Source organism: Mucilaginibacter sp. KACC 22063 (assembly GCF_028736115.1).
Taxonomy (GTDB): domain Bacteria; phylum Bacteroidota; class Bacteroidia; order Sphingobacteriales; family Sphingobacteriaceae; genus Mucilaginibacter.
In genome coordinates, this window is the sequence record NZ_CP117877.1 from 2,614,228 (window position 1) to 2,635,895 (window position 21,668).

Annotated in this window: 24 protein-coding genes; 13 read left to right on the forward strand and 11 right to left on the reverse strand. The window is 40.7% G+C overall.

All coding sequences use genetic code 11. The annotated features are described in order from the left end of the window. Position 1: 1 nt before the first annotated feature. Complete coding sequence (locus PQ461_RS11130; RefSeq protein WP_274205579.1) at positions 2–883, forward strand: lysophospholipid acyltransferase family protein; 882 nt, start codon at positions 2–4, stop codon at positions 881–883. Further along, positions 884–1,921, forward strand: coding sequence for a glycosyltransferase family 2 protein (locus PQ461_RS11135; protein WP_274205580.1), 1,038 nt, complete (start codon positions 884–886; stop codon positions 1,919–1,921). Here PQ461_RS11135 and PQ461_RS11140 read toward each other — a convergent pair. Together PQ461_RS11140 and aroQ are read right to left on the reverse strand one after the other, a co-directional pair. Further along, entirely contained in the window at positions 1,890–4,349 is a 2,460-nt protein-coding gene (locus tag PQ461_RS11140) for a mechanosensitive ion channel family protein (protein WP_274205582.1), read from the reverse strand. The genes PQ461_RS11135 and PQ461_RS11140 overlap by 32 nt on opposite strands. A 49-nt stretch (positions 4,350–4,398) precedes the next feature. Continuing rightward, positions 4,399–4,818 (reverse strand): type II 3-dehydroquinate dehydratase, encoded by a 420-nt coding sequence (gene aroQ, locus PQ461_RS11145; protein ID WP_274205584.1) that lies wholly within the window; start codon positions 4,816–4,818, stop codon positions 4,399–4,401. 36 nt (positions 4,819–4,854) lie between these two features. Here aroQ and xerD point away from each other — a divergent pair, with 36 nt between their 5' ends. Continuing rightward, a complete protein-coding gene (gene xerD / locus PQ461_RS11150) occupies positions 4,855–5,748 on the forward strand; it encodes a site-specific tyrosine recombinase XerD (RefSeq protein WP_274205585.1) in 894 nt (297 codons plus the stop codon). 253 nt (positions 5,749–6,001) lie between these two features. Here xerD and prmC read toward each other — a convergent pair whose 3' ends face one another. Next, the gene (gene prmC, locus PQ461_RS11155) at positions 6,002–6,853 is read right to left on the reverse strand and encodes a peptide chain release factor N(5)-glutamine methyltransferase (RefSeq protein ID WP_274205586.1); all 852 of its coding nucleotides are present in this window, start codon (positions 6,851–6,853) and stop codon (positions 6,002–6,004) included. A 34-nt stretch (positions 6,854–6,887) separates the two neighbouring features. Here prmC and ribD point away from each other — a divergent pair, with 34 nt between their 5' ends. From ribD to bioB, 6 genes are all read left to right on the forward strand, one after another. Next, a complete protein-coding gene (ribD, locus tag PQ461_RS11160; protein WP_274205587.1) occupies positions 6,888–7,943 on the forward strand; it encodes a bifunctional diaminohydroxyphosphoribosylaminopyrimidine deaminase/5-amino-6-(5-phosphoribosylamino)uracil reductase RibD in 1,056 nt (351 codons plus the stop codon). Then, complete coding sequence (locus PQ461_RS11165; protein WP_274205588.1) at positions 7,940–8,806, forward strand: EamA family transporter; 867 nt, start codon at positions 7,940–7,942, stop codon at positions 8,804–8,806. The genes ribD and PQ461_RS11165 overlap by 4 nt, the downstream gene beginning before the upstream one ends. After that, the gene (locus tag PQ461_RS11170) at positions 8,806–9,420 is read left to right on the forward strand and encodes an IMPACT family protein (protein WP_274205589.1); all 615 of its coding nucleotides are present in this window, start codon (positions 8,806–8,808) and stop codon (positions 9,418–9,420) included. The genes PQ461_RS11165 and PQ461_RS11170 overlap by 1 nt, the downstream gene beginning before the upstream one ends. 89 nt (positions 9,421–9,509) lie before the next feature. Beyond that, complete coding sequence (locus tag PQ461_RS11175) at positions 9,510–9,788, forward strand: hypothetical protein (RefSeq protein WP_274205590.1); 279 nt, start codon at positions 9,510–9,512, stop codon at positions 9,786–9,788. Positions 9,789–9,876: 88 nt separating this feature from the next. Then, positions 9,877–11,226, forward strand: coding sequence for a magnesium transporter (gene mgtE / locus PQ461_RS11180; protein ID WP_274205591.1), 1,350 nt, complete (start codon positions 9,877–9,879; stop codon positions 11,224–11,226). A gap of 26 nt (positions 11,227–11,252) precedes the next feature. Continuing rightward, positions 11,253–12,266, forward strand: coding sequence for a biotin synthase BioB (gene bioB, locus PQ461_RS11185; RefSeq protein WP_274205592.1), 1,014 nt, complete (start codon positions 11,253–11,255; stop codon positions 12,264–12,266). Positions 12,267–12,420: 154 nt separating this feature from the next. Here the strand turns inward: bioB and PQ461_RS11190 are convergent, their stop codons facing one another. The 4 genes from PQ461_RS11190 to PQ461_RS11205 form a co-directional block, all read right to left on the reverse strand. Then, positions 12,421–12,837: a c-type cytochrome gene (locus PQ461_RS11190; RefSeq protein WP_274205593.1), complete on the reverse strand. Its 417-nt coding sequence runs from the start codon at positions 12,835–12,837 to the stop codon at positions 12,421–12,423. Beyond that, on the reverse strand, positions 12,834–13,469 hold the full coding sequence (locus PQ461_RS11195) for an SCO family protein (protein ID WP_274205594.1): 636 nt from the start codon (positions 13,467–13,469) through the stop codon (positions 12,834–12,836). Before PQ461_RS11195 ends, PQ461_RS11190 begins: the two co-directional genes overlap by 4 nt. Then, positions 13,469–13,882 (reverse strand): hypothetical protein, encoded by a 414-nt coding sequence (locus PQ461_RS11200; protein WP_274205595.1) that lies wholly within the window; start codon positions 13,880–13,882, stop codon positions 13,469–13,471. The genes PQ461_RS11195 and PQ461_RS11200 overlap by 1 nt, the downstream gene beginning before the upstream one ends. 63 nt (positions 13,883–13,945) lie before the next feature. Further along, the gene (locus tag PQ461_RS11205; RefSeq protein ID WP_274205596.1) at positions 13,946–14,410 is read right to left on the reverse strand and encodes a DinB family protein; all 465 of its coding nucleotides are present in this window, start codon (positions 14,408–14,410) and stop codon (positions 13,946–13,948) included. A gap of 87 nt (positions 14,411–14,497) precedes the next feature. Here PQ461_RS11205 and PQ461_RS11210 point away from each other — a divergent pair, with 87 nt between their 5' ends. Further along, on the forward strand, positions 14,498–14,737 hold the full coding sequence (locus PQ461_RS11210; RefSeq protein ID WP_274205597.1) for a hypothetical protein: 240 nt from the start codon (positions 14,498–14,500) through the stop codon (positions 14,735–14,737). Between the two features lie 112 nt (positions 14,738–14,849). Here the strand turns inward: PQ461_RS11210 and PQ461_RS11215 are convergent, their stop codons facing one another. Beyond that, positions 14,850–16,262 carry a phosphohexomutase domain-containing protein gene (locus PQ461_RS11215; protein WP_274205598.1) on the reverse strand — a complete coding sequence of 471 codons (1,413 nt, stop codon included), beginning with the start codon at positions 16,260–16,262 and terminating at the stop codon, positions 14,850–14,852. A gap of 136 nt (positions 16,263–16,398) precedes the next feature. Here PQ461_RS11215 and PQ461_RS11220 point away from each other — a divergent pair, with 136 nt between their 5' ends. Further along, positions 16,399–17,709 carry an aspartate kinase gene (locus PQ461_RS11220; RefSeq protein ID WP_274205599.1) on the forward strand — a complete coding sequence of 437 codons (1,311 nt, stop codon included), beginning with the start codon at positions 16,399–16,401 and terminating at the stop codon, positions 17,707–17,709. Here the strand turns inward: PQ461_RS11220 and PQ461_RS11225 are convergent, their stop codons facing one another. Further along, a complete protein-coding gene (locus PQ461_RS11225; RefSeq protein WP_274205600.1) occupies positions 17,710–17,877 on the reverse strand; it encodes a hypothetical protein in 168 nt (55 codons plus the stop codon). A gap of 10 nt (positions 17,878–17,887) precedes the next feature. Here PQ461_RS11225 and lysA point away from each other — a divergent pair, with 10 nt between their 5' ends. Together lysA and PQ461_RS11235 are read left to right on the forward strand one after the other, a co-directional pair. Continuing rightward, positions 17,888–19,054 carry a diaminopimelate decarboxylase gene (gene lysA, locus PQ461_RS11230; RefSeq protein WP_274205601.1) on the forward strand — a complete coding sequence of 389 codons (1,167 nt, stop codon included), beginning with the start codon at positions 17,888–17,890 and terminating at the stop codon, positions 19,052–19,054. Positions 19,055–19,063: 9 nt separating this feature from the next. Further along, on the forward strand, positions 19,064–19,510 hold the full coding sequence (locus PQ461_RS11235) for a hypothetical protein (RefSeq protein WP_274205602.1): 447 nt from the start codon (positions 19,064–19,066) through the stop codon (positions 19,508–19,510). Between the two features lie 59 nt (positions 19,511–19,569). Here the strand turns inward: PQ461_RS11235 and PQ461_RS11240 are convergent, their stop codons facing one another. Continuing rightward, positions 19,570–20,295 carry an SRPBCC family protein gene (locus PQ461_RS11240; protein WP_274205603.1) on the reverse strand — a complete coding sequence of 242 codons (726 nt, stop codon included), beginning with the start codon at positions 20,293–20,295 and terminating at the stop codon, positions 19,570–19,572. Positions 20,296–20,413: 118 nt separating this feature from the next. Beyond that, complete coding sequence (locus PQ461_RS11245; RefSeq protein WP_274205604.1) at positions 20,414–21,658, reverse strand: serine hydrolase; 1,245 nt, start codon at positions 21,656–21,658, stop codon at positions 20,414–20,416. Positions 21,659–21,668 lie beyond the last annotated feature (10 nt).

A 21,668-nucleotide genomic window follows, 5' to 3' on the forward strand; every position in this document is an offset into this window, starting at 1 on the left:
AATGATAAAAAAAGGGCTTTCAAGGTTAGCGTTTTTGTTTTTATACCTGCTATCATTGCTGCCGTTCTGGTTTTTGTACCTTATAGCTGATTTTCTTTACCTGATTATTTATCACATTACAGGATATAGAAAGGCCGTAGTAAGAGAAAATCTTTCGAATTCTTTTCCTGAAAAATCTGCTGCTCAACGGATAAAAATCGAAAAACAATATTTTCATTACCTGGCCGATCTTATTGTTGAAGGAGTAAAACTGATCACCATATCTCAACAGCAAGTGCAACGCCGAATGCATCTTGTTAATCCCGAACTGATTGAACAATACTTTGCAGATGGTAAAAGCATTGTAGGGGCTGTAGGGCATTACGGCAACTGGGAATTAGGTGCTTTAAGCCTAAGCTTACTTACCAGCAACAGGCGCATTATTATTTACAAACCGCTAAGTAACCCCGAAGCCGAAGTTTTTTTTAAAAAGATACGCGGCAGGTTTGGCTCTACGCTGGTGCCTATGAAAAGCACACTGCGCAAAATGGTGGAATATAAGAACGAATTGTCTTTCAGTGTTTTTGTATCAGATCAAACACCGGTGCGTGAAGAAGCGCATTACTTCACTCAGTTTTTAAATCAGCCTACGGCAGTTTTTTTGGGCATCGAGAAAATAGCCAAACTAACAGGTTCGGTTGTCATATTTTGTGATATCAGGAGGGTGAAACGTGGCTATTATCAATGTACATTTGTGCCTTTAATAAACGAACCTAAACAGGCTGAAGGGCATACCATTACCGAAGCGCATGTGAAGTACCTGGAACACGTAATTAAAGCAGAGCCGCCTTACTGGTTATGGTCGCACCGCAGATGGAAGTTTAAGCCGGAAGGAAATATTTAAATGAATACACAACCTAAAGTTGCTATAGTAATACTTAACTGGAACGGCCTTAAATTTCTTCAGCAGTTTTTACCCGGCGTATTACAATCTACATATCCCAACCTTGAGGTTGTATTAGGCGATAATGCCTCAACAGATGAATCGGTAACGTATGTAAAAAGCGTTTTTCCAAGCGTTACCATCATTCAAAACGACAATAATTACGGCTTTACAGGTGGTTATAACCGTGTGCTTGAAAAGGTTGATGCCGATTATTTCATCCTTCTGAACTCCGACATACAGGTAAAACCTGGCTGGATCGAACCCGTAATTGCTTTAATGGAATCAGATAACCTGATTGCCGCAGCTGCGCCAAAAATTAAAGCCTTTGCGCAACCTACCCATTTTGAACATGCCGGTGCTGCTGGTGGCTTTATAGATAAGTTTGGCTATCCGTTTTGCCGGGGCAGGATCTTTTTTGAGGTAGAAGAGGACAAGGGGCAGTACAATCAATCCGGCGAGGTCTTTTGGGCATCTGGAGCTGCTTTATTCATCAAAAAGAAATATTGGGAGCTTTCCGGCGGATTCGACGAACAGTTTTTTGCCCACATGGAAGAAATCGATCTCTGCTGGCGATTGAAGAATATGGGTTACAAAGTGATGTATTGCGCCGAGTCTGAAGTTTACCACGTAGGGGGCGGTACGCTCGACAAGGAGAACCCATTTAAAACTTATCTTAATTTCCGCAATAACCTGTTGTTGCTGAAAAAGAATATGCCTGCTGCAAAAGCTGCTGCAATTATCAGCTTACGTTTATGGATGGACTTACTCGCCCTGTTTCGTTTTGTTGCCGAAGGTAAACGCAAAGATGCATGGGCCATTAGCAGGGCACATCAGAACTTTGTAAGAAAGTTATTTGCATCCGGTAAAACCCAGCACCCAAAATCAAACAACAAACAAGCTAACCTTAAAGGCATGTATAAAAGCAGCCTTGTAAAAGATTTCTTTATCAAGAAAAAGAAACACTTTACGGATTTGGATCAGGATCTGTTTTATTAATGATAATAGGAGCATCCTTGTCCATATGTAAATGTATGTCTCTCTGTGGATAAGGCAATTCAATACCAGCCTCGTTAAACTTGTTATAAATCTCGGATAAAACGCTGCTTTTTAACTTGGTCCACATAGAAATATCGGCCGCCCAAAAATACACTTTAAAGTCTACCGAACTTTCGTTTAGTTTATCAACCAATACTGCAGGGGCAGGAGCAGTCATAATATCTTCACGGTTGCTAAGCAAATCTTGTAATAGGTTTTTCACCTTCTCCAGATCGGTTCCATAGGCCACACCAATAGTAAGATCAACCTGGCGGTTATTGTTACTTAAAGTCCAGTTGGTAACGTGTTGTGATATTAAGTCGCCGTTGGGTACAATCACTTCAGCGCCGTTTCCAATAGCTATCTTACTTGAACGGATACCTATTTCTTTAATCGTTCCGGACTTACCCGACACCTCAATGATATCGCCAACCTCAACCGGTTTTTCAAAGGCCAGTATCAAACCCGAAACCAGGTTATTTACAATGTTTTGCAAACCAAAGCCAATACCAACACCAAATGCAGATAAAATGATAGTGATCTTATCTAAGGGAAAGCCTGATGCCGATACAGCGACAAAGAAGCCAATCGCGAATATGGAAAGGCGTATCAGCAACATGGACGTACGGTTTTTGCGTTGCGGTACAGTGCGGTGCTCATTTACATAATCATAAAAATAACTGATGATACGCGATATCAGGATAGACAACCATATTACGATAATGAAGATCAGGATGCTGCCAAACGTGAATAGCGTACCGCCAACCTTGCGCGATTGCTGCAGGAAGTCGCCCAGTGTATCAAACATGTAATCTTCCACACTTAGGTTTTGTGCAAGCGTGATGACCCATAGCACAACAGCAGCAATGTATAACAAATTCCGGATTTTGCTTTGCAGCAATTTGTAATCCAGATAAGAGCTGATGCCGGTGTCGCCTTTGTTGGCTTCCATTTGCAGAAACAAGCCCTGCATTAATATTTGCACAAACAGGAACAAACTTACCGCCAGCCATAAATTAAATGTGGAGGTAACTGCTATAATTTTAGATAAACTGAATCTGCCAGTTATATTACATATGATGGCGACCACCTGCAAAACCAGGTAAATCTTTAATATTGGCCGGCTATAAGGCGGCGCATCATCTAATTTTTTGTTTTGCTTTATAAACCTGTTTGTAACTACTGCTGCTGCAACCGATAATATCAATAAACTTACACGGTCAGCATTTGAAGCTTTTACAAATAAGTTACTGATACTGTACAGAACCGTTATCCAGAAAAGGATATGCAGATACCTGAAATAGAGCACCGGAAAGTTTTTGCGTACCAGCAGCAGTACTGAGACAATATTTATAAGGAATATAAATTCTAAAAATACCGCAGGTGGATGATCATAAAAGAATGGCTGTATGGTTGAAACGATGATCAGAACAGATAACAGCGGATATAGCGCCACATAAGTAGTTTGACCGATAGTTTCTTTTGGATCTGTTTTAACTCTGAATAATTTGGCCCGGCTTCCGTAGATCCACACCAGCAAAAGGATAAATAAGAATATGCCGATGACATGAAGAAATGAGTTTCTGTTAAGAGAGAACTTTAACAGTTTACTGTTCATGTTCCAGGTATCGGCAACGGCTGATTTAAAGGTCTCGGTACCACCCGAAGTCATTTCCCAGATATAATCATATTCATCCGATAAGGCCCGTTCGCTGAAATTCCTTATTTTGTTGTTCAGCCTGTCTTTTTGATCAAGCACATCAATATAAATATCAGCAAGCCGGTTTTGCATTAAACCTATCTTTAGCAGATAGTTTTTATTAAGCGAATCCAGCATTCGGTGTTTGCTCAATACTGCCTTAATGGGTTCATTTGCTGTGCGTTGTAAAGAGGTATCTGCAGGAATGGTATGGAACGTAGAATCTTTTTTGATCTGATCCAGGTCGCCATGTATCTGAACTAATTTGCTGTTAAAATCTGCCAGTTTATCCTGCCAGTCTTCCAAATCATCTTCTGTACGGGTAAGGATATCCCGTATAGCATATAAGTATCTGAGTGTATTTGATTTATCCTTAGTGATTAAAGAGTCGATCAGCTTTACCCGTTTTCTGTATTTTGGTAAAGCCTGACTTATTTCTGTCGTATCAAAGCCTTTGCTAAGGTCAACGCTGATCTGGTTAAACGAGTTACTGTAATACTCAACTTTTTGCAGCAGCGTATTAAGCGATGTATCCGAGCGTTTAAGGGTACGCATCATGGAATCGCGCCGCAGAATACTTTCTCTCACCGAATCACTGGCGCTATGCTTTCTGCGCTTTGTTTGTGCAAAGCTTATCGATACAGATAATACCGTGATAAGTATCAGAATATATTTAAATAGCTTAAGCATAATTAGAAGTTAGCAACGTTAACACATAAACAGCAAAAGCGTTTTAAAATTATTGGCTTACAAAATATTCCATAGCAAGCCTATACGAATTAAGCCCGAATCCGGCTATCACCCCGACACAATTTGCAGCCAGCATAGAGTGATGCCTGAACGCCTCGCGCTTATGTACATTAGAAATATGCACCTCGATAACCGGCGTGTTAATGGCAGCAATAGCATCGCCAATAGCAATAGAAGTATGCGTATAAGCCCCAGAATTTAAAATGATACCATCATAACTAAACCCAATTTCATGCAGTTTATCAATCAGTTCGCCCTCTTTGTTACTTTGAAAATAATCGATTTGAACATCACTGTACTGCGCTTTTATTTTTTCAAGATAACTTTCAAAACTACTGTCGCCGTAAATAGATTTCTCTCTAACGCCAAGCAGGTTTAAATTTGGGCCGTTTATAATTTGTATCTTCATCAACCAAACTTAAAATAAAATCGGGATAAAAATAACGTGGAGTGGCAACAGGCAATAAAAGGATTTAAAAATTATTTGAAACTCGAGAAATCAATGTCGCCAAACTCTGTTGCAGCCTACAGCAGGGACATTGACAAACTATACCAGTTCGCCCAGTTGAATTCCCTCAATCCTGAGAAAATAACTTTAACCGATTTAAGATCCTTTTTAACCTGGGTAAGTGAACTTGGCATGATCCCGTCATCGCAAGCAAGGATACTATCTGGTATAAAGTCATTTTATAAATACTTATTGTTAGAGGATGAGATTAAAAATGACCCTTCAGAATTATTGGAGTCGCCAAAGATCCGCCGCAAACTGCCAGATACTTTAACCAAGGAAGATATTGATAAGATTATTGCAGCCATTGACCTTTCGAGGCCAGATGGTGCACGAAATAAAGCCATTATAGAAGTATTGTACAGTTGCGGTCTACGCGTGTCAGAACTCACTGAGTTGAAACTGTCGAACCTTTACCTGGATATAGAATTTGTAAAAGTAACCGGTAAAGGGGATAAAGAGCGACTGGTGCCTATTGGCGGACCTGCCATAAAAGCGTTAAAGATTTGGCTGGAAGAAGTAAGGGTGCATGTACCGGCAAAAAAAGGAGAGGAGGATTACGTATTTCTCAATCGCCGTGGCGCGCACCTTACACGTGTATTCATTTTTATGATGATTAAGCAGTTGGCTGAAAGCATTGGCCTAAAGAAAAAGATCAGTCCACATACGTTCAGGCATTCGTTTGCCACACACTTGGTAGAGGGGGGCGCAGACCTGCGCGCAGTACAGGAAATGCTGGGGCACGAAAGCATTACCACTACAGAAATATATACCCACCTTGACAGAGACTACCTGAAAAGCACTATTATTCAGTATCACCCGAGGAGTTAGTTAGTAATTTTAAAGATATAAAATTTGTCATCCTGCCCAAGAACTCCTTTAGAGAACTTGTTTCAGGATCTCTCAGGGTATAATTTTCTTACTTATGGGATGCCGAAACAAGTTCGGCATGACCGTAAAGCTGTGATATTTATAAGCATGCTGAACATCGAAGCTTCTTTTTTGATCACTTAAAGTAGATTCTACACTTCGTTCTCCAAAGGAGTCCTTTGGACAGAATGACAAGACATATTATTTTATTAGGCTATCTGGTTCCCCTTATCATCCTATCCCTGCCGCTCATGTCTTTTCGTAACTCAATATCAGTGAATCCTTTATTAGTAAGCAGATCTATCATTTCCTTACCATAGCTTTCATTAATTTCAAAGAAAAGCTGGCCATTAGGTTTAATATGCTGCAACGCAAAATCGGCAATGACATTATAAAAAATCAGCGGATCTTGCTCTGGTACAAACAATGCAGTATGCGGTTCAAAGCCGGTAACATTATTATGCATCTGTAGCTTGTCTGTCTCGGTAACATAGGGCGGGTTACTCACAACAACATCAAATTTTTCTGCAAAATGTAACTCATTGTGCTTTAAAATATCTGCAAGTAAAAATTCAACCTCTGTATCATTCAATAAGGCATTATCACGCGCAGTTGCTAAAGCCGCTTCCGAAATATCAATTGCGCACAGTTTACTTTGGGGCAAATTGTGCTTTAATGTAACCGGGATACAACCGCTGCCGGTACCAATGTCAATAATGTTAGCTCGTTTGTCGCCGGTTGTTTCGATGATCCATTGCACCAGTTCTTCGGTTTCCGGCCTTGGTATCAATACCGAAGCGTTTACTTTAAAATCTAAGCCATAAAAATTTGTATGACCTAAAATGTATTGTACAGGTTCACCGGTGGCCAGGCGTTCAAGTACTACTTGGAGTTTTTCAATTTCATTTTCCTTAAGTGTCGTCTCTGGAAATGCCTTAATTTTAGCCTTGTTGTAACCTGTTATATCATTTAATACCAGCAGCGTAATTGCTTCTGTTTCTTCACTACTGTAAATCTTATCCAGCACAGGCTTAAAAAGCTCAAAAGCATCATTAACGGTTTTCATACAACAAATAAACATAAAAGCTACTTTTGTTGCGATGCTTCAACATGAAAAATACATGCAACGCTGCCTCGACCTTGCTTTGCTTGGCGCCGGCAACGTAAACCCTAACCCCATGGTAGGCGCTGTTGTGGTACATAATGGCAACATAATTGGCGAAGGTTACCATCAGAAATATGGCGGCCCACATGCCGAAGTGAATGCTGTAAATGATGTATTTGCAAAACATCCGGATGCTACAGACCTGTTAAAGCAGTCCACAATTTATGTATCGCTTGAGCCTTGCGCTCACTATGGTAAAACGCCCCCATGTGCCGATCTGATTATTAAGCACCAGATACCGCAAGTTGTGGTAGGTTGCCGCGACCCGTTTGATCAGGTAAATGGTAAAGGCATTGAAAAGCTTGAAGCAGCAGGCATAAAAGTGCTGACAGGTGTGCTGGAAAACGAATGCCGCTTTTTAAACAGGCGTTTTTTTACAAGGGTAAAGCATCAGCGGCCTTACATCATTTTAAAATGGGCGAAAACTTTCGATGGATTCTTTGCTCCCGATAATAACACTCAGTTTTGGATCACAGGCCCGCAATCAAAACAGTTGGTTCATAAATGGAGAAGTGAGGAAGATGCCATACTCATCGGGAAAAACACAGTTGCTATAGACAACCCGCAACTTAATGTTCGTTTATGGCATGGCAAATCACCTAAGCGTATCGTGATAGACCGCCGCCTGGAGCTTGACCGTTCTCTACATGTTTTTGATCAATCGGTTGAGACGATCATTTTTAACGAAGTAAAAACCGACTTTGACGACAATATTAAATACATAGCTTTAGAAGATTTCGACCGGTTTGTACCGCATTATATTTTATTCCAGCTTTATTTGCAGGATATACAATCGGTAATTATAGAAGGCGGCGCTGCTACATTAAATAGTTTTATTGAGGCGCGATTATGGGATGAGGCCCGTATTTTTACCGGAAATGTAAATCTTGGCAACGGCATCCGGTCGCCACTCATTAAAGGTGAATTATTACAAAAAGAAACAATAGGAGAGGACATGCTCGAAATTTTACTTAACCCTGCCCACAAATGATCTATATATTTCTCAGCGTTTGCTGTAGTGTAATTGTTTCCATCTTATTAAAATTAGCACGTCGCTATAGTATAGATGTTTTTCAGGCCATCACCTGGAATTATTCGATCGCTATAATTTTAACGGCATTATTTTTAAAACCACAGTTCGGCAACCTTGCTGCTGCGCCTGTATATAGCTATGCGGTGTTGGGAGTATTGTTACCAGCCTTGTTTGTTGTAATAGCAGCATCGGTAAGATTTACAGGCATTGTTCGTACAGATACAGCGCAACGACTATCATTGCTTGTCCCGCTTTTATCAGCCTTCTTAATCTTCGGCGAGCAGTTTACGCCTTACAAGATCATCGGTATTGCAATTGGCTTAATCGCCATCGTGATGCTTTTGATCAAGCCTAAAGACAGGTACAGGGATAACCGTATTTCTAAAGCAACCTGGATATACCCCTTAATTGTTTTCTTGGGATTTGGACTGGTTGATGTGATGTTTAAACAATTAGCACAGGTAAAAGAGGTTTCGTATACAACGTCTCTGTTTATAGTTTATGTGTTATCGTTTGTGCTGTCATTCCTTGGCCTAGTTTACCTTGTGGCAACTAAAAAAGCCAAATTCTTATGGCTGCACATCTTTTTCGGCTGGATACTTGGTGTAGCCAATTTCGGTAACATCCTTTTTTATTTATTGGCGCACAGGTCAATGTCGCGCAGTCCTTCATTAGTGTTTTCAGCCATGAACATTGGGGTTATTGCATTAGGAACACTCATTGGCACCATTGTATTTAAAGAGAAAACAAGCTGGCTAAACCGCATTGGTATAGTGCTGGCTATTATTGCAGTAATCATTATCGCACACGCTACCAAATAATGCTTTTCGACGACACCTACTTAACGATAGAAAACCCTGCCGAGGGAATCTACCGCGCCAGTAACAGTAAGTTTCTGGCTTATGCCTACCCGGTTACCAGCGAAACGCAGATTAAACCGATCATTGCCCAGCTAAAAGCCGATCATCCGACTGCAAGGCACCATTGCTGGGCTATCAAATTAGGCACAGATCAATCGGCACAGCGTTTTAATGATGATGGCGAGCCTGCAGGCTCAGCAGGCAGGCCGATACTGAATACCATTCTTTCTAAACGTGTCACTAATATCATGGTGGTTGTAGTACGGTATTTTGGCGGTACACTGCTTGGCATTCCAGGATTGATTACCGCTTATAAAACCGCAACAGAAGATGCCTTAAATAAGGCCAGGATCATCGAAAAGACCTTTAATGATATTTATCAGTTAGATTTTGATTATCTGCAAATGAACGATGTAATGAAGATCATCAAAGACAAGGATCTGAAAATACTTGAACAAAACTTTGAGTTAAACTGCAGCATAAAGCTAAGCATCCGCAAAATACAGGTACCACAAGCAGAGCAAAATTTCTTAAAAATAGCCAAACTTAAATTAACCTACCTTTACAGTAATTAAATTCAAAATTTAAATTTTGTTCATATAGGAAATTCAAAACATATCACTATATTAGTTGTTGAAAAAACATCATAACCTTTTGAAATCCTATGAATTCCTTACCAATCGGAATCTATCTCGAAAATGAGAGAAGATTCGAGTTTGACTTTGTCAAACACTTACTAAAGATTTCTTTCTTTAAAGAATCGCGCCTGGCCGGCACTATCGTTTCTCCTTTCCGTATGGTAAAAAACGAAGACAGTTTGTATTTGCTGATCCATAACTACGACCGCTTAGGCGAGCGCAAAATTATGATTGAATCTATGGGGCCAGATGAGCTGGTGATCAATCATGATAATACTTCTTATAAGTTGCAAAAAGTTGCTTAATAAGTAAAAGAAATTTATGACAACGAGGGGTGATTTAGTCACCCTTTTTTGTTGACTATCCCTTAGTTAATGCGTATTTTCGGCGCATATGCAATCTTTTGAACTTGATAAATCAGACATACTGAAGCTTAAAGCAGCCCTTGAAAGCAATGATGCTGATCTTCAAAAGCTTCTGGAAGAATATCATGCTTCTGAGATTGCCATCTTGTTTGAAAAGTTAGAGCCGGAAGAGCGCAAAAAGATTATCAACATCCTGCCTACCGAAGTAGCATCTGATGTGCTTTCAGAAATGGATGAGGAGAACCATCCGGGGCAATTACTTATCGACCTTCATCCTGAAAAACGTTCGGAGATTATCGAAGATCTGGACTATGATGATGCAACGGATATTATCTCCCAATTAGAGGAACACGAACAGCACGAGGTCCTTAAGGATATAGACCACGAAGATGCATCAAACATCCGCGCCCTCATGAACTATGATGAGGATACTGCGGGTGGTTTGATGAACCCTGATGTGCTGAAGGTAAATGTCAGGCTGAATAAAAAGGATGCCTTAGATGAAGTGATCCGTCTTTCGGAAGAAATGGAAGAATTTTATACCATTTACGCCGTTGACGATGACAACATTCTGCAAGGTATCATTTCATTAAAAGACCTGATAAAGTCGCGAACAGGAGCGATGGTAAGCGATATTCTGAAAACCGATTTTGTGTATGTAAAGGCTGATATTGACCAGGAAGAAGTTGCCAAATTAATATCGCAGTACAACATTACCAGCATACCCGTAGTAGACGACCACATGACCCTGTTGGGCCGCATTACCGTAGATGATATCCTTGACGTAATGGAAGAGGAGAACACCGAGGATATATTAAAAATCTCGGGGGTATCTGAAGATGAGGAACTGAGCGGTAGCTGGCAGGATGCCATTAGAAGCCGCTTACCCTGGCTGGTGATCAACCTGGCCACAGCATTTCTGGCTGCATCTGTGATCAGGCATTTTGATGGAACCGTTGCCAAACTATCCATTATTTCTGCCTACATGACTATCATCGCCGGTATGGGCGGTAATGCGGCTACGCAGGCTTTGGCGGTAACAGTAAGGCGTATTTCGTTGAGCGATCTTACCGACCAGCAGGCTTATAAAACCGTTGTTAAAGAATTTTTAGTAGGGATGATTAATGGTGCCTGTAATGGCGTTATTGTATTCCTGGTAGCGCTATGGTATGATGCTAACCCCATGCTTGGCTTGGTATTGTTTTTAGCCATGACAGGCAACCTGATTGTAGCTGGCCTAACCGGCGCATCTATTCCGCTATTATTAAAGCGTTTAGGTATTGATCCGGCCGTTGCATCTTCTATAATTATTACCACATTTACAGATTGTATAGGGTTTTTGCTGCCACTATGGCTTGCAACCAAGCTTTTATTATAAATTTGAACCCGTAATTGATCACGACTATGACTGAAGTAAGACATAACTGGACCAAAGAAGAAATTTCAGAAATTTATCATACACCACTGCTTGATTTAATTTATCGTGCAGCAACTATTCACCGCGAAAACAAAGATTACAGCGAAGTGCAAATCAGCTCGCTGATCTCTGTTAAAACCGGTGGTTGCCCTGAAGACTGTGCATATTGCCCTCAGGCAGCCCGTTATCAAACAGGTGTTAATGTACATGCTATATTACCTAAAGAGGAAGTAATTGCTGCTGCCGAAAAAGCAAAGGCAGGCGGCGCATCACGTTTGTGCATGGGTGCTGCATGGCGCGAAGTACGCGATAACCGCGACTTTGATAAAGTGCTGGAAATGGTGACCGCAGTCAACGGATTGGGTATGGAGGTTTGTTGTACACTGGGTATGTTAACCGAATCGCAGGCACAGAAATTGGCAGATGCTGGTTTATATGCTTACAACCATAACCTTGATACCTCTGAAGACGATTATAAACGTATCATCACTACACGTACTTATGACGATCGTTTGCAGACTTTAGAGCACGTGCGCAAGGCGAAGATCAGCGTTTGCAGCGGTGGTATTATTGGTTTAGGCGAAACAGTTGAAGACCGTATCTCTATGCTGAAAACTTTATCAAGCCTTCCTCAGCATCCGGAATCTGTGCCAATTAATGCACTGGTACCTGTAGAGGGTACACCGCTTGCCGAGCAGCCACGCGTTTCTGTTTGGGATATGGTACGCATGATTGCTACAACCCGTATCATTATGCCTAAAACAGTTGTGCGCCTTTCAGCGGGCCGTACAGAAATGACTACCGTTGAACAAGCTTTATGCTTTATGGCAGGCGCTAACTCGCTATTTGCAGGCGAGAAATTATTGACCACACCAAACCCCTCGTTCGATACTGATATGGCCATGTTTGAGTTATTGGGTTTAACGCCACGCAAAGCGTTTAAAAATGGCCGTCCTGGTCAGCAGCATGCAGAAGCTGAATTGGTAGCTGCAGAAAATTAATCAGAATTTATATTACTCCATGTTGTACTTCGAGAATCTCAGTATAACATGGAGTTCTTGATATATTTAATTGTTGTGCTTCGAGAGCCTCAGCATGACATTGTCTTATAAAATTTAGCTTAGAAGAGTTTAGTGAGAGATCATATACCCGGTTCTACTTACAGTCTTTTAAATCTGCGTTAACCATATTCACGTTAACCAATCCCTGTTTATTTCCAAACGAATTTTTAATGAAGGTGAGCACCTGCGCAATTTCAATAGGAGCAAGGTTGGCCGGCGGCATTTGGTTATTGTATGGCTTACCGCCAACAAGCAACAAGGTATTTGATCCGTTTTGAATGATACAACTCAATTGTCTGCTGTTCTTTTTCAGATAGACAGAATCGGTTAATGGTGGCATTAGCGATGATAGTCCTTCACCATTTTTACCGTGACAGTTTTGACAGTGCTCCTGGTAAACTAATGAACCTGCGGTATAGTAGCGTTTAAATTCGATATCGCCGTCGCTTTCACAAGATACTGCCATTATACCAACAAGGGCAAACAGTAAAACAATGATTATAGGCTTCATTGCGCAATGGTTTGTTCCGGCTCTGCCTGTAAAACCTTAATGTCTGCAATCATTTTATCAACTTCCTTTTCGTCGGTGCCTAAATAAGAGCCGCGTATGCGTTTTTGCTTGTCTACCAGGATAAAATAACCGTCATGTACAGATTCGCGGGCTTCAACCATGTAGCCTTTTGCCAGTTTATAAGTTTCCTCTTTTTTGCCTTGTAAAAACAACCAGCGTTTATCGTTAACGCCAAGTTTTTGGGCATACTGCTTTAAAACAGCAACACTATCATGCTTAGGGTCAATGGTATAAGAAACAATTTTAAAATCGCCAAGATCTTTAAATGTGTTGTAAACCTTAATCATGTTGCGGTGCATTACCGGGCAAATGTTAGGGCAGCTTGCAAAAAAGAAATCGGCTACATAGATGTTACCATCAAGGGATTTATTGGTTACGCTATCCCCATACTGATCAATAAACGCAAACTTAGGTATAGTTTGATACACGGTATCCGTAACACTTTTACCATTCACCACTTTAGTTACAGCCTCGCGGTTACCTAATATGGGTAGTTTCTGTTTAGCAGTATCATTAAACTTACAGGCACTAAGCGCAAGCACAGCCATTAAGCCATAAAATATCTTCTTCATTATTTTTTGTATTTAGCCAGTGCTTTGTCTGATTGTTTGATTGCGTCAGTAAGCTGCGAATCTATCTTATTGATCTGGCTGCGCTGTTTGGTAAGGTAATGCATTACATCAGCATGCGATTTGCCTTTATAATCCGGATCAAACTTTTGCATCCAGTTACTCATATCGTTATCGGCTGTTTCCAGTTGGGTGCTTAAAGTGCTCAGTTGTGTTTTGCCAGAGGTATCGCCTAATTTATTGTTTTTGATCAGGCTGTCTATGAACATTTTATTATCAACCGCATGATCTTCATCAGCCATTACTTTTTCATGGGTTTTTAAAATATCGTCCATTACTTTTTTTTCCTGGCCTTTATCATCATTACATGCGGCGAGTGCCAGGCATGAAACTGCGGCTAACATCATTTTTTTCATATACGGTTTGATTAGTATGCGCCAAAGTTAATACATAAGCACTTCCTAAGCATCTGTAAAAAATCATTTTTGTTTACTGCGGATATAAAATATCAGGTCTGTTGAAGGTAAATTCTCAACACCAGCCATCTTTAGTTCCTGACCAATCTGTGCGCGATGATGCGTACCATGATTGATGAGATGAGCCAGTATATCACTTAGCTTATCAGCAAAGGCGTCGCCTTTGGAATTTTTGTAGCTAACAATCTGATCAAAATCTTCTTGTCCGTTTATAAATTCCAGCCAGGCTTGATGATTAGTTTTGTTAAGCTCGAAAAGATAATCAAGCTGCCAGTCTGATGGCCATATTGCACCTCCGGGTACATTGGGGTCTTGCTGACAACGGCCTAACCAAACCTGCTGGGCACCCAACAGGTGAGACATTAACCTGACTGCCTCAGCCGGGCTGTCGGACGATGCAATAAGATTAAGCATGGTAAGATTTGTCTCGTAATCATATTGGAGCAGTTGGGTAAAATATTGTTTCATGACGCAGGCTATTGTAAAAAGATTGAGCTAAATTACGCCTTTAATACATTTTCAGAAACCAAGCTTTATAAATACAGTTATTACCGTATGAACACCTTTGAAGTAGCAATCCCGATGAAAGATCATCCGCTGGTTATTAGCGTAAAACAGCGTGAAAATGAAACCAGCACTTATGATCTATATTATAACAATGATTTTTGCGGCTGCATTTTTTGCAACGAACACAATGTATGGATTTACGAGCCGCACCATCATGCGGCATTATTGCTTGATGAAGAACAAATTATGCACCTTGGGCACGAGATAGGGGAGCATAGCAAATGCTAATAACTTATTGAGCTATTGAAAAAGCTTTTCTCAACTAAAATCTTATAATAATAAAGGCTTACCAATTCGGTAAGCCTTTATTATTTATGGTTTGCTGAAACAGCTCAGGATATTATCCTAACAAAACAGCTTTTGTTGCATCAAGTATAGCAAATGATGCTGCTGAGTCTGGTGCTTCTGAATAAACGCGTAACACCGGTTCAGTACCTGATGGGCGGATCATTACCCAAGAGCCATCTTCAAAGAAGAACTTAAAGCCATCAAGGTCTTCTTTCTTAACTATTTTGTAAGAACCAAATGATTCGTATTTGTCTGATTTGCTGTTAGCAATAATTTGTTGCTTTAATTCTTCAGTTACGTGTAAGTCGTAACGCTCAACAGCAAATTTGCCGGTGATATCATAGATCTCCTGGATCAAATCTGTTAAACTACGGCCTGTTTTAGCCATAAACTCCCAGATAATTAAACCGATCCAGATACCATCACGCTCAGGAATATGGCCTTCAACTGCAATGCCACCTGATTCTTCGCCACCCACCATAAATGGTTTGCCGCTGTTAACAATCAGGTCGCAGATATATTTGAAACCGATTTTTGTAACGGTGTTATTCAGGTCGTAATGGTTACATAGCTTCTGTATTTTGCTGGTACAAGAGAAGGTTGAATAAACCTCGCCGCGCTGACCTTTTACTTTATACATATAATGGATAAGCAATAAAAGGATGTGGTGCGAGTCGACAAAGTTGCCATTCTCATCATATAAACCAATACGGTCGGCATCACCATCGGTAACTAAACCACAGGCAATTTCGCCTTCCGACATTTTGATCACGTCTTCAAACTGTTGCAGGTTACGCTGAATAGGCTCTGGCGCCTGCCCTTCAAAACCTGGGTTATGATCGCAATGTAAATGCGTAATATCCGGGAACAAACGCTGCATTACGTTTTGGCCTGCGCCAAACATCGCATCGTAAGCCCATGCTTTATGATGGTTACGGATGGCTTCCAGGTCAAAATTAGCTTCTACGTGGGCAATGTACATTTCCTCAAGGTCAGTATATTCAACCAGACCGTCGTTTTTATAATCCTCAATCGATTTAAGGTCAAGCGAAAGCGTATCAGGAATAACAGCTTCTACTTTCTCGATATCTTCAGGAGTAGCGGGGCCACCATAGCTTGCTTTAATTTTGTAACCGTTGTACGATGGCGGATTGTGGCTGGCTGTGATAATAATGCCCGCTGATGTTTTTAAACGAACAGCACCCAAAGAAATCATTGGCGTTGATACAAACGTATTTGACGCGCGAAAAACCTTAACACCTTGTGAAGCAAGCACCCGTGTGGTAGCATCTGCAAATAATGGACCTGCAAAACGTGGGTCACAGCCCACAACTGCTGAAGGGTTATCAAAGTTTTCTTTTAACCAAAGTGCAGTAGCATAAGCTACACGTTTTACATTCTCAACCGTAAAATCATCGGCTATAATGGCTCTCCAGCCATCTGTTCCAAATTTTATTTTGACCATTATTATAGATATATAGTGTTTAAAATCCTATTTTTAGTGCCTTAATCAACGGTTTAGGTGTTTTTGACATTTAAAAATAAGCCAGTGCCGTTGGTAGTACAAGGATATAAATATTTGTCATAAACAGAAACTAAAAATGAAAGTTTTAAAATTTGGCGGCACATCCGTTGGTAGCCCCGAACGGATGAAAAAACTGCTGAATATTATTGATGCCAACCAGCGCCAGATCGTCGTGTTATCAGCTGTATCAGGCACAACAAATAGCCTTGTCGAAATTGGACAGGCATATCTTTACAGCGACAAATCTAAGTCGGCTGATTTGATTGCTGCTTTGAAAGACAAATATGAACTGTTTATCAAGGAGCTTTACAGCAATAACACCTATTATAAACAGGCTAAAGAAGTAATTGATTATCACTTCGGCTTACTTAATCAGCTTTCAAATGATCTGTTTACGCCGATAGAAGATAAGATCATTCTTGCACAAGGTGAGTTATTATCGACCACTTTATATCATATCTATTTAAAAGAGATCGGCGTATCGTCGGTATTACTACCGGCACTCGATTTTATGAAGGTTGATGAAGATCATGAACCTATGGTTGACTATATTACCGAAAATTTAACGCCACTGCTTATAAAGCATCCTGATACTAAACTATTCATCACGCAGGGTTACATTTGCCGTAATGCATTTGGTGAAATTGACAACCTGCGTCGTGGTGGAAGCGATTACACAGCATCTTTAATCGGCGCAGCTATACGCAGCGAAGAAGTGCAGATCTGGACCGATATTGACGGTATGCACAATAATGATCCGCGCGTGGTAAAAGGTACAAAGCCAATTAGCCGTCTGTCATTTGATGAGGCTGCCGAGCTGGCTTATTTCGGTGCTAAAATCCTGCACCCGCAAAGTGTGTTCCCCGCCAGGAAATATAAAATCCCAGTACGTTTGCTTAATACAATGGATCCCCAGGCCGAAGGGACATTGATCACTACGGAAAGTGAAAAGGACCAGATCAAATCGATTGCTGCAAAAGATGATATTACGGCCATTAAAATACAATCGAGCCGTATGCTGCTGGCTTATGGTTTCTTGCGCCGTGTGTTCGAGGTTTTTGAGCGCTACAAAACATCTATTGATATGATCACAACTTCAGAAGTGGCTGTATCAGTAACTGTTGACGATACCAGCAAGCTGGGTGACATTACCAAAGAATTACAAGGCTTTGGTACAGTGGAAGTAGATGTTAACCATACCATTATTTGTGTGGTGGGCGATTTTGCTGCCGACAAGCATGGCTATGCGGCACGTGTACTGGAAGCCGTAAAGCACATCCCGGTACGTATGATCTCTTACGGTGGCAGCGACCATAACCTATCTTTATTAGTTAAAACAGAAGATAAGGTAGAAACGCTGAGAAGCTTACACAGCCGTTTATTTTAATTATAACGTAAGCAAAATGCAACCCACAGCCGAAAGGATAATTACAATGGCAGTGGTGGTAACAAAAGATTTTTTAGTGATCTGGTTTTTACGGTACTTTTTCCAACTAAGGTAAGTACCGGCAATTATCGACACAAGAATAGGAAGTATAGCACCAACATTTTTCATAGATTTTATAATGTTTAGCGCAGGCAATTTAAATAAATTTCAACAAACCGAAACACCGTTTTATTATTACAACCTTGACTTACTGAAAGATACACTTCAGGCTTGTAAAGATGCTTCACAAAAATATGGCTACCATGTCCACTATGCCATGAAAGCCAATTTTAATCCGAAGGTTTTGCAAACCATACAATCTTACGGCTTTGGCGCCGATTGTGTGAGTGGTAACGAAGTAAAGGCTGCCATTGAGTACGGTTTCGGAAAAGATAGGGTAGTGTTTGCCGGTGTTGGTAAATCAGATAAGGAAATTAATACAGCACTTGATCTTGATATCTTTTGCTTCAACGTAGAATCGGTGCAGGAGCTGTTGGTAATAAACGACCTGGCAGGGGCGAAGGGTAAAACTGCACGCGTTGCTATCCGTATTAACCCTAATGTTGATGCACACACGCACCATTACATTACTACTGGACTGGAAGAAAACAAGTTTGGTGTAAATGTATGGCAACTGCCTGATGTAGCCGATACGTTGCGTAATTGTAATAACCTGGAGTTAACGGGTATACACTTTCACATAGGTTCGCAAATTACAGATATGGAAGCCTTCCGCAGTTTGTGCGTACGTGTTAATGAATTGCATGAGTGGTTTGTGCAACGTGGGTTCAACATCAAAGTATTAAACGTTGGTGGTGGTTTAGGCGTAAATTATTATTCGCCCGACCATGATAACATTGCTGATTTTGAAAGCTACTTTAAAGTGTTTAATGATTTTCTGGAAGTAAAACCAGGACAAGAGGTACACTTTGAACTCGGACGTGCGCTTGTAGCGCAGTGCGCTTCTTTGATTGCACGGGTTTTATATGTTAAAAATGGCTTGAAGAAAAACTTCCTGGTATTGGATGCAGGTATGACCGAACTGATCCGCCCGATGCTTTATCAGGCCTACCACCAGATAGAGAATATCTCCCAGTCATCAGACAACAGACAACAGACAATAGATATTAAATATGATGTGGTGGGCCCTATATGCGAGAGCACAGACTGTTTCCGAAAAGATGTAGACCTGCCGGAATCATTCAGGGGTGATTTAATTGCAGTGCGTACAGCCGGTGCTTACGGCGAGGTAATGGCATCGCACTATAACCTGCGAGATCAGGTACAAAGTATTTACAGTGAATAATACGGTAGTATGAAAAAAATATTAACTATTGTTTTTTGCCTTTTACTAGTAGCCTGCGGAAAGCAGAAAGGTGACAGTGCTTTACAAACTTTTGTAAATACAAAATTGGTAAAGCAAAAAGGCACGCTACGTTTAAGTGATTTTAAAGAAGTAAAGTGGGACAAATTGTACGTGCTTGGGCCGTACACCAACGAAAAGATGTACGATGCTCGGCTGGCTACTAATAAAAAAGCAATTATTGATAGCGGTGTATTAACAGATGATGGCGTTTGTTACCTGATGTTTTTTGATGGCAATAACTTAGTCACCAGCGCTGTTTTTGAGAGGCGTTTTGTAGACTTTTCGTATCTCACCCGCTTTTCACACAACATGAAAATCGAACCTTATGATAAGGACAAAGCTATATTTCCATTCGAAAAGCGTAACAAGTTGCAATATGTCATATTTCAACTATAAAAGAAATGCCCTTCAAAATTGAAGGGCATTTCTTTTTATCAGGGATTTGCGTTCTACACTTAATTGTGATTTACAATTGATGGTGTTACATCTTCAATATCCATGTACTGTTTAAAGTTCCGCACATCTTCGTCAACCATATTTTTAAAGATGGGGTTTAAGATATGTGCTATACCAGTACCCACGCCACCGGCAGGCGGTTCGTAGCTAACCACCACGTCAACCAAAGTACTGCCTGGTTCTATGCCATCTTTGAAACGTACTTTACCTGCATTGTCAATAATTGATCCCGGCAGTGAACTCCAGCCGATCATCTCGTTTGGTTCATCCTTTACAATCTCAGCATCCCAGCTTACGCTGGCAACGTTGGTAGGCAGCTTTAACACCCAATGCGAACGTTTTTCGTCCAGCACTTCAACGCTTTCCAGGTGTTTCATAAACAATGGAAGGTTGTCCAGCTTACGCCAAAAATTGTAGACCTCTTCGCGTGGCTTGTTTACCGTAAATGATGAGCGAATATTTACGTTGATTGGCTCGGTGGTAGTTTTACCCAGCTTGGTGTATAATTCGCAATGGCCGGTGATGCCTCTGTTAAGCAGATAGCCGCCGGCACCTAACTTTAATATGCTGGTAAATGGGCTATTGAAAATGTGTGTTAGTCCAGAGAACGCTAATTTTACGCCTGCCGCTATAGATACATAACGCTCTGGCCAGTTCAAATTTATCTGTTCTTGTGTCTCAGCGCCATGATACATGGTGGTTCGCTGTAAAGCCAAATTTGTCATATTGTTGTTTTATAGGTATTTGTTAAGATAAAACAGCAAAAATTGGCCCGTGTTTTCGTTAAGTGAAAATTACTTAACTTCTTTACCGATAAATACTTGAATCGTACACTAAATTCAATCAATAGCTAAATTTAAACTTCGACAATACTGGCTTGTATTTCTTAGGCCGTTTTAGTTCTTCCTGGTAAATTACTTCTGCAAGGTGTTTTAAGAACGGGAGGCATACTGTTTTGTATTCGTACTTGTTATCGTTGTAAATGCCGTCCTCGTTTGATTGTATAACTGTAGTCAGCATAAATTCTACATGGTTTTTAAAATCGACGATATAAGCGTTATCAATATTATAACCGTATGAATCACCTACCTTATTAAAGATCCTGATATCAGGATTGATTACAGCAAGGCTATCACTTCCATAAAACAGGAACTTACAGTAAGCAGGGTAATATTCTGGCTGAGGGTAATCAGGATGCCTGCTTTCTGTAGGATACATGCTCATGTATTTATAAATAATCTTGTAATCGTCTTCGGTTAAATCAAAGCGTTGATCTATAGGAAAAGCTTCTGGAAATAGCAGCATACGTAAAACCTTTTGCTGATCTGTAAGCGGATAAACGTTCAACTGCGAAAAATCAAACGGCTGCATCACCAACTGATTATTACGATCTATGTAGCCTTTACCCTGCAGCATATTCTCGAGCTGCATAGGATAGTCGCGGTCGTCATACTGTGCAGGCATTTTATAAACCAGCTTACCATGCTCATAAAATTTAATGGGGTTAGTATGTTTTGCATTCTCGCAGCCATCGCCAATAGCCAGCCGGCCGACTATGCGCGTACCATCCAAATGATACTTCTTCAACTTTTCATTGATCTCCTTCCGCCCAACAAATTCATAAAGGCGGTTATAAGCATCGTTGTCGCTAACTAAAAGTATCTTTTTAATATAATTTATCATGCTTGGCTTACCTGTAGCCGAACTGGTATCTGCATCTACTTTGGTTTGCCCGGCCCAAGCGCTGTCAGTAAGCATTTCAGCATTTTTAAGGCCTTTTGTATGTAAGCGGTTAGCTTTTTCTAAAGCAAAAATCAAGGTCGGCAGCTTAACAGTGCTTGCCGGGTAAAAGTAATGTTGCGGATTAAGCCTGTAAGTATATGTTTTAAAATGAGGAGAGTTATTTTTGTAGCGGTTTATCTGGGTGTAGATGATCTGCACCTCGTTATGCTGTGGGTGCATTAAAATACCGTTAAAATATTCCGGGTGTGCTTCCAGCAATTGCTTTAGCAAAACGGTATCAGCCTGTTGAGCAAATACTGCAGATGATGCGAAAATAAGTGCTGCTAATAAAAATTTTCTGAGCATAAAAATCAAA